The 8277-nt window shown below is 47.3% G+C and carries 8 protein-coding genes; 2 read left to right on the forward strand and 6 right to left on the reverse strand.

Going from position 1 to position 8277, the window contains the following annotated elements:
* Positions 1 to 171 precede the first annotated feature (171 nt).
* The 6 genes from QUB35_RS37795 to rfaE2 all read right to left on the reverse strand — a co-directional run bounded on the left by QUB35_RS37795 (position 172) and on the right by rfaE2 (position 5523).
* Positions 172 to 1731 (reverse strand): ATP-binding protein, encoded by a 1560-nt coding sequence (locus tag QUB35_RS37795; protein WP_333148053.1) that lies wholly within the window; start codon positions 1729 to 1731, stop codon positions 172 to 174.
* Positions 1728 to 2747 carry an ATP-binding SpoIIE family protein phosphatase gene (locus QUB35_RS37800; RefSeq protein WP_333148055.1) on the reverse strand — a complete coding sequence of 340 codons (1020 nt, stop codon included), beginning with the start codon at positions 2745 to 2747 and terminating at the stop codon, positions 1728 to 1730. The genes QUB35_RS37795 and QUB35_RS37800 overlap by 4 nt, the downstream gene beginning before the upstream one ends.
* A 210-nt stretch (positions 2748 to 2957) precedes the next feature.
* Positions 2958 to 3356, reverse strand: coding sequence for an anti-sigma regulatory factor (locus QUB35_RS37805; protein ID WP_333108114.1), 399 nt, complete (start codon positions 3354 to 3356; stop codon positions 2958 to 2960).
* Positions 3357 to 3608: 252 nt separating this feature from the next.
* A complete protein-coding gene (locus tag QUB35_RS37810; RefSeq protein WP_333148057.1) occupies positions 3609 to 3986 on the reverse strand; it encodes an STAS domain-containing protein in 378 nt (125 codons plus the stop codon).
* A gap of 55 nt (positions 3987 to 4041) precedes the next feature.
* A complete protein-coding gene (locus QUB35_RS37815; RefSeq protein ID WP_333148059.1) occupies positions 4042 to 4911 on the reverse strand; it encodes an STAS domain-containing protein in 870 nt (289 codons plus the stop codon).
* 117 nt (positions 4912 to 5028) lie between these two features.
* A complete protein-coding gene (gene rfaE2, locus QUB35_RS37820; RefSeq protein ID WP_333314212.1) occupies positions 5029 to 5523 on the reverse strand; it encodes a D-glycero-beta-D-manno-heptose 1-phosphate adenylyltransferase in 495 nt (164 codons plus the stop codon).
* 796 nt (positions 5524 to 6319) lie between these two features.
* On the opposite strand from rfaE2, the gene hpsJ-B reads away from it, so the two are divergent.
* Together hpsJ-B and QUB35_RS37830 are read left to right on the forward strand one after the other, a co-directional pair.
* Complete coding sequence (hpsJ-B, locus tag QUB35_RS37825; protein WP_333148063.1) at positions 6320 to 7150, forward strand: hormogonium polysaccharide biosynthesis protein HpsJ; 831 nt, start codon at positions 6320 to 6322, stop codon at positions 7148 to 7150.
* Between the two features lie 86 nt (positions 7151 to 7236).
* On the forward strand, positions 7237 to 8154 hold the full coding sequence (locus QUB35_RS37830) for a glycosyltransferase family 2 protein (protein ID WP_333148064.1): 918 nt from the start codon (positions 7237 to 7239) through the stop codon (positions 8152 to 8154).
* Positions 8155 to 8277 lie beyond the last annotated feature (123 nt).

The following is an 8277-nucleotide window of genomic DNA, read 5'->3' on the forward strand; positions in this document are numbered from 1 at the left end:
GGGCTGTTTCATTCTCTTGTAGGGGCTGCCCCCCGTGGCTGCCCCCATGTCCCAAACGCCTGTGAAGTCGTCTGTGGGGGGGTAGGCACGGGGGGGTAGGCACGGGGGGGTAGGCACGGGGGCACTACCCCTACAAAAGCCTGATTTTCGTGATAATGAAACCGCCCTGCTTCAGCGCCGTCGGCGACCTATATCGCAGTACAATGAATTTCTGCCAGCAAGTTTTTCAGCAAATACCGAAAAACTATCTTCATCCTCCCCAATCAAAACTTTGGCTGCTGAATCCCCCGCTGGCGATGATTCGGAACCCCGCAAGCTACGAGAATTCGCGCTTGTCAGCGGTATTTCATCTGCCTTAGCAGCGGACATTTCCAAAGGGTTTTCTTCCTCTCCAGGATACAGAATTGGCAGTGTGACAAAAAAAGTCGAACCCACTCCAGGCGAACTTTGGATTTCAATACTTCCCCCTAGAAATTCCGCCAGTTTTTTGCACAGAGACAATCCCAATCCCGTGCCTTTTACGCCCTTCTGCAAGGGATTTTCTATTTGGACAAATTCTTCAAAAATCCGCCTTTGGTCGGCTGGGGGAATACCCATGCCCGTATCTGCTACTGAAAAAGTAACTGTCCCCTCCTCTCCTATTTCCGCAGCAACTCGAACTTCACCTGCTTCGGTAAATTTGAGGGCATTAGAAATCAGATTTCGCAAAATCTGAGAAACTTTTCCCTCGTCGGTTGTGAGGATTGGAAGTTCGAGAGTATCTTCAAAAATTAGAGAAACGGCAGAGTTTTGGGGAAGCAGGGGGCGCATCATTCCTCGCAGGGCGCTGAACAAATCTTCGACTTCAAAATCAGCCAAGCGAACAGTTAGTTTTCCGGCTTCCACTTTGGCTAAATCTAACGAGTCGTTGACAAGTTCTGCGAGAGACTCGGCGGATTTGTAAATGTAATTTACTTGCTTGTCCTGTTCGGCTGAAAGTTCTCCGTCGAGGCGATTTAACAATATTTCCGAAAGGCTCATAATTGCCGTTAGCGGAGTGCGAAACTCGTGGCTCATATTGGAGAGAAAGCTGGTTTTGAGTTCGCTGGCGCGCCGGAGAGATTCGGCCTTATCGTTCAATTCAGCGTAAAGTGCCAGGACTCCGCGATTGGTATCTTCTAGCTGTTGATTTAATTGTACGAGTTCTTCTTGACGCTGGCGGAGTTCGTCTAAAGTGCGTAGTAATTCTTGATTTTGCTGCTGAATTTCGGCATAGGGATCTTCGGGAATTTGGCGCGCTAGTTTGTCAACTAATTGATTTAGTTCGATCGCACTCAGCGCAGGCATATGTTTGGAAAACTGCTTAATTAATTGTACAGCCGTTCCGCGATCGGGCCGAGAGTCGATTTTCACTTCGTCCATCAACCGTTTCGCTGCTGCTAAACCGAGTCCCGCGCCGGTTTGCGATCGAAAATTCGGGCTTAACACAGCCGGTAAATCAGCAATTCCCGGCCCGGTGTCGGAAATCCGAGTCCGAAAAATTTGGGGCGATTCTCCCTCTACAATGAATTCTACTTTGCCGCCGCCTGCATATTTGAAAGCATTGCGGGCAATTTCGGAAACTGCTGTGGCGATGCGGGTTTGTACTTGGGAATCGAATCCCAGCCATGCGGCAATTTGGCGAGCTCTTTGGCGTACTTGTACGATGTCTTGTTCAAAACGGACTTCCGTCGTCAGGATTGGGTAACTCACGCTGCTTCTCTTACCTTGGCTACTATAACTGTCATGTCATCGCGAGTGCGTTTGAAGTCCCGGTAGAGCACGGCTGCGATTAAAGCAGGATGTCTGGAGGATAAACCCGGGTAGCGGTTTAAATTCCACTGCGCCGCCAAACCGTCGGAGTGCATGATGAGTAGGGACTGCTGCGACCAAGGATAAACAAATTCTGCTACTTTTCGCATCATATGTCCAACTGTGCCGTTGTAGGAAACCATGCTGCGGCTTTGGTTATCTGTGACAACTACACCGCTGATGTTGCCAATTCCGGCAAAACAAACTGTTTGTTGGGTACGATCGATTTGGGCGATCGCCGCAGCCGCTCCTCTGGTATTTTTTAAAGCAGCGTGCGCCTTCTCTAAAATTGCTTTCGGCCCGAGTTTGGCGTTTTCCTCAAATACACGCACTGCTTCGCCAGACGCTTCCTCCGCCAAATCCCCGTAGCCGAGCCCGTCTGCAACTAAGATCAGGTTTTTGTCAAGGTGATTTTCCGTCGCCCACGAATCCCCGCAAATTTGCTCTCCTGCTTTCGGTAAGTGGACGACCCCAAATTCCAAGTAATTGCTGTTTGGGGATGCTTCCCGGCTATTTTGGGTCGGTTCCAGCCGCGCTAATAAGGCTGTCCCCAGTTTTGGTACAGAATGAATATCAAAAAAAGTAGAGAGGCGTTGAATTGCCCCCAGTCCAGTTCCAGGGCTTCCCGCTGTAGAAAAACCGTCCCGCAGACACAGCGCGACATTTGCCATTCCTTCGCCGCGGTCTAGCGCTACTATTTCAATGCTATATCCTGTCGCTGTTTTTAATGTTCGCAGCAAAAGTTCTCCTTCGCGGGCGTGCTTGACCAGGTTTTTTGCGGCTTCCGTGGTAACAATTGCCACTTTACCGCGATCGGTCTCGTTAAATCCGACTTCCGTCGCGAGGGCGACTGCAATTCGGCGCGCTTCTCCCACTTGACTTTCTTCTGTTACGGGCAGGGCTACGGCATCTATCATTTTTTATCAGTTCTCATAATGAAATCCTCCATAGGCCAACCCTCTCCGGGTATGGTGTGGGATGCCAAGAATCACTTCTTGGCTGTGCTGGTTGCTATTTATACCAATTAAAAAAATAATACAACTATACGCAAGCTCCAAACCCCGATCGTCCTCCGTCCTTCCCAATGCTTTAATCTAAAATCTCAACTCTCAAATCGTATTACTTACTCACCGCCAGCGGACGATCGCAATTTTAGTCCCCTTACCGACTTTGGAAACAATCTCAAATTCGTGCATCAACCGCTTGGAACCACTGAGCCCCAAACCCAAACCGTGATTAGAAGTATAACCGTCAGTCATTGCCAATTCGATGTCTGGAATTCCCGGGCCCTTGTCTTCAAAAATCAGCCTCAGCCCTTTGCGAGTGCCTAATTGCAGCGTTTCGAGAGTTACAGTTCCCCCTTTGCCGTACTCTACAGTATTGCGGGCGAGTTCGCTGGCTGCGGTAACGATTTTCGTTTGGTCTAGTAAACCGAATCCCATTGCTACAGCCCAAGTTCGCACTTGCTGTCGGACGTGGACTATATCGGATGACGATCGGATTTCTAGTGTCTCACGTTTTGACATGGCGGCTACTGTACCAAAATAGAACTTCTCCCCAAAATATAGGACTTACACTCATCAACTTAGTTTCTCCTAATAGGACTTACGCACTTACTACGATTTTCTCTCAAAAGAGAACATAGTGCAGGAATCTCAAACCCTTGATTTAACCCCCTGGAGTGCGTAAGCCCTGTCCTAAGAAATCTTCGGTTTGTCAACAAGGTATCTACAAACAAACTAGGTTTCTTGACTGCCTGTGCCTCAGTCTGGGGACAATTAATCTTCCTTGTCAACAGAAAACCCCAAGGATTTTCTTAACAAAATCATGCCCTTTTCAACGCTTAAAGCTGTGCGAACTCCTGTCAGGGAAAGCCCCAACTCAACGAGCGTAATAGCAACCGCTGGCTGCATCCCGACCACAACTGTTTCCGCATCTAAAATTCGTGACATACTAGCGATATTGTTGATAATGCGACCGATAAAAGAATCCACAATTTCTAGGGAAGAAATTTCTATCAACACACCTTTGACGCCTGTTTTGACAATGCGGTTTGTCAGGTCATCTTGCAGCGTCATTGCTAAGCGATCGTGCATATCTACTTGAATTGTTACTAGCAAAAATTCTCCCATTTGAAGGATCGGTATTCGTTCCACAAATTCACCTATTTGTTAACATTTACTTGATTTTTCATGTCAGAGCGCAATATTTTTATGTTTCCTCTTTAATATTTTTTATAGTTAAACCTTGGCGCTGCAACGCGACTTTAAAAGCATCTGCTAAAGTAGCTTTTGTGAGAATATCCTGCAAGTCAACTCCCAAGTGAACTATGGTTTGAGCTATTTGCGGGCGAATGCCACTGATGATGCACTCAGTACCCATTAAACGGGCGGCAGCTACAGTTTTTAATAAATGTTGAGCAACTAAAGTGTCAACAGTCGGCACGCCTGTAATGTCTAAAATCGCAAATTCTGAGCCGCTTTCCATGATTTCCTGCAATAGAGTTTCCATTACTATTTGAGTGCGGGCACTGTCGAGAGTCCCGATCATGGGTAAAGCTAGAATGCCTTGCCAAAGTTTGACTACGGGTGTTGACAATTCGAGCATTTCTTGCTGTTGGCGTTCGATGACTTCTTCGCGAGCTTTGAGAAAAATTTCTGTCACCCAAAGGCCAAGCTGGTCTAATAAACTGGTGGAAAGCCAAAGTTGTTCGACAAGTGCGTCGCGGTTTTCTGTCAGTTCATGACAAAGCCGATCGAACAATGGCTTTTTGAAGCATAAAATGAAACTCGCTATCTCTGAGGGAGTAAAGCCTCTCTGAACGCGCGATCGCGAAACTTCTGCTAGTAACACCCGCATATTTTCCCATTCGGGTGTCTGGATGTCGCTAAAGTTACCGTGTCCGACTGCAATGTGGAGCAATTGCAGGAACTCTTGACACTCGGAGCGCAATTCTTTGGCTCTCATCAAGTCGTCCCGCCGCAGCCCGGTATTTTGCAGTTCTTTGAGCCAGTCTGCTAGTAACTCTGCTTTGTGTCTTTGTAGGATTTCCGCGATCGTGTTATTGCTTGTGAGTTCCATTAAAATTATCTCCTGCTTAGCAATTGGGATGAAGTTGTATGAGCTATCGCACCAAGCGTGTTTTTTGATGGGGCAACTTCTGAGTTTAGCTCACTGTTTGCTGTTTGCGATCGAGGGTTAAGTACCTAACTGCAAAATGCGTTTGACGATCGCACTGGTAGAACTCGGAACTTCTATTTCGATTAAGGAAATCTTGCCACCTCCGGCGATAACGGCCGGTGCTTCCGGCAGAGTTTCGACTTGATAGTCGCCTCCTTTAACGTATATATCAGGCTTCAGGATATTTATCAGTTTAGTTGCTGTAATTTCGGAAAAAATTACTACAGCGTCTACTGGTTTGAGGGCTGCTAACACTTCGGCTCGCTGATTTTCCGGTACGATCGGGCGGGGTGGCAATCCCGGCTGCTGCGGTTTGATAGCTTGCACGCTGGCGTCGCTATTCAATCCCACCACGAGCGATCGCCCCAAATTTTTTGCCGCCTGCAAATAGCGGACGTGACCGCAGTGCAGGATATCGAAGCACCCGTTAGTAAACACGATCGGACGCCACTTGTCCGGATCGGATGCGATCGATCTTTCAAGTTCTCTCAACGTATAAACATCAGAAATCATTGCAGTCATTACCACCCAATTTGAACAGCGCTCAAATTTATCCTACCAAAAAATGTGAGAGTTTGCACTTGCGTTATTAAAAAATAAATCAGTCAATCTGCCACTGATTAATACTTGCTTATGAGTAACTATTAATTAGTGTTTGGTAACTTACAAGCCAGAATATCTCAGTAAAAATTACCGAATGTTAAGCTGATTTATAAAACATAATCCCCCGTAAAAAATAGCTACTCGTCTATCTGTGACTGCCATATCCTGCTGTTGGTAATTCGAGGTTAAAAAGGTTGGTAAACAATTATTTATTCCCGCCCTCTCTTATATCAATTACTATAAGACAAGGGATGAGAGTTCCACCGCATCGGGCAGGCGATCGGGGAGTGAGAGCCCTAGGGGGTGAGACCCAACAAAACGCGCTCCTCCTGTGTCTCTTATTTCTGACACCGCCGCGCGAGCGAAAGCTAGTTAAAAGCACCGAACCCAAGCGTGCAGAGCTCATCTTTACGCTGGATTCGTCAGACTAGAGAAGAAGCCAGCAGTTGCTTGCTGCAGTTTCTGGGCGCTATCTTGACCAAGCTTTACAGCCAACCCAGAAGCGCACAGCCTCCTGTGTCCAACTCTATATAGCTGTGCAGAAACTCGACCTTTTGGGTCGCAACCGCAGCCTGTGAAAACCCAGAGGAAAGTCGAGTTCGGTACCCGAAGCAGCTATTTTGGTGGAAAATAGCTAAACTCGTTCAACAAAATCCACTCAACTACCCCCTTGAATCTAACGGTGTAGAATTATCTAACACGAATTATGAAAGCAAGTAATAGCCGTCAATTTTCTTCAGTAGCTGCTCGAACTCTCAAAGTAGTCGGGATTATCTTGATTCTCTCTGCTTTGCTTGACTGCATTGTTCTGTCGCTGCCGGGAGAAACTTCAGACCTTCTCAATCGAGGCTGGCAGTTGACTGCTGCAACTCAGATAGTTGACAAGGGCATTATTCCTTTGATCGGTATCGCCCTCCTGATGACTGGCTTTTGGGTTGACAGCAGCAGTGGAGTCTCTATTGAGCGACGCAACGTTTGGCTGGACTTGCGATTCTGGGCGCTGTTGATTTCCAGCTTGTTAGGTCTAGTTTACCTATCTCTGGTTCCCGTTCACCTCAACAATACTCGTTTGGAACTCAAGGATGCTCTGGCTCAAGTCGATCAAGAAGCGGGACAAGCGGAAGGTCAGCTTGAGGCACAACTTAAAAGCCCTCAATTTAAAGCTCAGGTAGAACAGCTCAAAAGCGAGCGTCGCAGCCAGATAGGGGCGCTGCTGCAAGACGACGGGAAGCTGCAACAAGCACTCAAGAGTCCAGAGGTTCCCAAGGAATTGAAAGCTGTGCTTGAGGAGTCGAAAAATGACCCGAAAGCCCTCGACAAGTTCCTGGAACAGCAAGCTCAATCACTTCCCACTCAAGCTCGCAACGAGATTCGCACCCGCAAGCAACAAAAAGAGAAAGAGTTAAGAACTCGATCGAGAAATTCGAGTTTGCAGACGGGAATCAACAGTTTGTTGTTAGCGATAGGCTACATTACTGTTGGTTGGACGGGATTGAGAAGTATGGGAATTCTGCGGTTCGGCCGCCGCAAAAATTGACCAGCGCTGGCAGGGATCGCGCTGGTCGAGACATCCCTGAGAAATAGTTTGTTTACCCAATAGTTTGCCCTTACTCAAAGCTGGGAATGTTCTCAATTTATATTCTGACTTACAACGAAGAGATTGATATCGCCGCTTGCATTGAATCTGCACTGCTTTGTGACGATATCATTGTAGTTGATTCTTTCAGCACCGATCGCACCCTTGAGATTGTTCAGAACTATGCCGTGCAAACAGTGCAGCACCGCTTTGAAACTCACGGACGCCAGCGGACTTGGATGCTCCAAGAAGTCCCGTGCAAGTACGAATGGGTTTACATCCTCGAAGCTGACGAGCGGATGACGCCTGCACTGTTTGCTGAATGCTTAAAGGCGATCGAAAGTCAAGAATATATCGGCTATTACGTAGCTGAAAAAGTAATATTTATGGAGCGCTGGATTCGCCGCAGCACTCAATATCCCCGTTATCAAATGCGTCTCTTTCGCAAAGACCGAGTGTGGTTTACTGACTACGGTCACACTGAACGGGAAGTCTGCAACGGGCCTACTCACTTTTTGAAGGAAACTTACCCTCACTATACTTGCAGCAAAGGTCTTTCCCGCTGGATTGAAAAGCACAACCGCTACTCGAATGACGAGGCGGCTGAAACTCTCCGTCAATTAGAAGCCGGTCAAGTAAATTGGTGGGATTTATTGTTTGGCGCATCGGAGGTGGAAAGGCGTCGCGCTTTGAAAGATTTTTCTTTGCGCTTGCCTTTGCGGCCTGTGGTGCGCTTTTTCTATATGTATATTTTACTGGGCGGATTTCTTGACGGCCAAGCAGGATTGGCTTGGTGCACGCTGCAAGCTTTTTATGAATATCTAATTTTGCTGAAAGTTTGGGAAATGAAGCATCTACCACTGCCAACTTTAGAGGTAGCGGCAGAACAATCTATTTCGGAAGTAGTAACAGTTGAGCCGTCAAAAGTTTCTTATAATCTTGGCGCTTCCGATACTCGAACTTAAAAATTGGTAAGAGGTACGCTGGCCTAGCGGTAGTATTTGGAACTTGTAAGCTGTGGAGCATTTAAACCAGTAACGAGGCTAGTAGGGTGCGTCATTCGCGAACCCTTACGCTGAAACGGAAAA

Origin of the sequence: Microcoleus sp. B13-B6, from assembly GCF_036705405.1 — a bacterium.
Taxonomy (GTDB): Bacteria; Cyanobacteriota; Cyanobacteriia; order Cyanobacteriales; family Microcoleaceae; genus Microcoleus.

Excerpts from the sequence above, each read along its gene's own strand:
- QUB35_RS37800 (WP_333148055.1), bottom strand. The coding sequence starts at position 2,747 with ATGATAGATGCCGTAGCCCTGCCCGTAACAGAAGAAAGTCAAGTGGGA.
- QUB35_RS37805 (WP_333108114.1), bottom strand. The coding sequence starts at position 3,356 with ATGTCAAAACGTGAGACACTAGAAATCCGATCGTCATCCGATATAGTC.
- QUB35_RS37815 (WP_333148059.1), bottom strand. The coding sequence starts at position 4,911 with ATGGAACTCACAAGCAATAACACGATCGCGGAAATCCTACAAAGACAC.
- rfaE2 (WP_333314212.1), bottom strand. The coding sequence starts at position 5,523 with ATGATTTCTGATGTTTATACGTTGAGAGAACTTGAAAGATCGATCGCA.
- hpsJ-B (WP_333148063.1), top strand. The coding sequence starts at position 6,320 with ATGAAAGCAAGTAATAGCCGTCAATTTTCTTCAGTAGCTGCTCGAACT.
- QUB35_RS37830 (WP_333148064.1), top strand. The coding sequence starts at position 7,237 with ATGTTCTCAATTTATATTCTGACTTACAACGAAGAGATTGATATCGCC.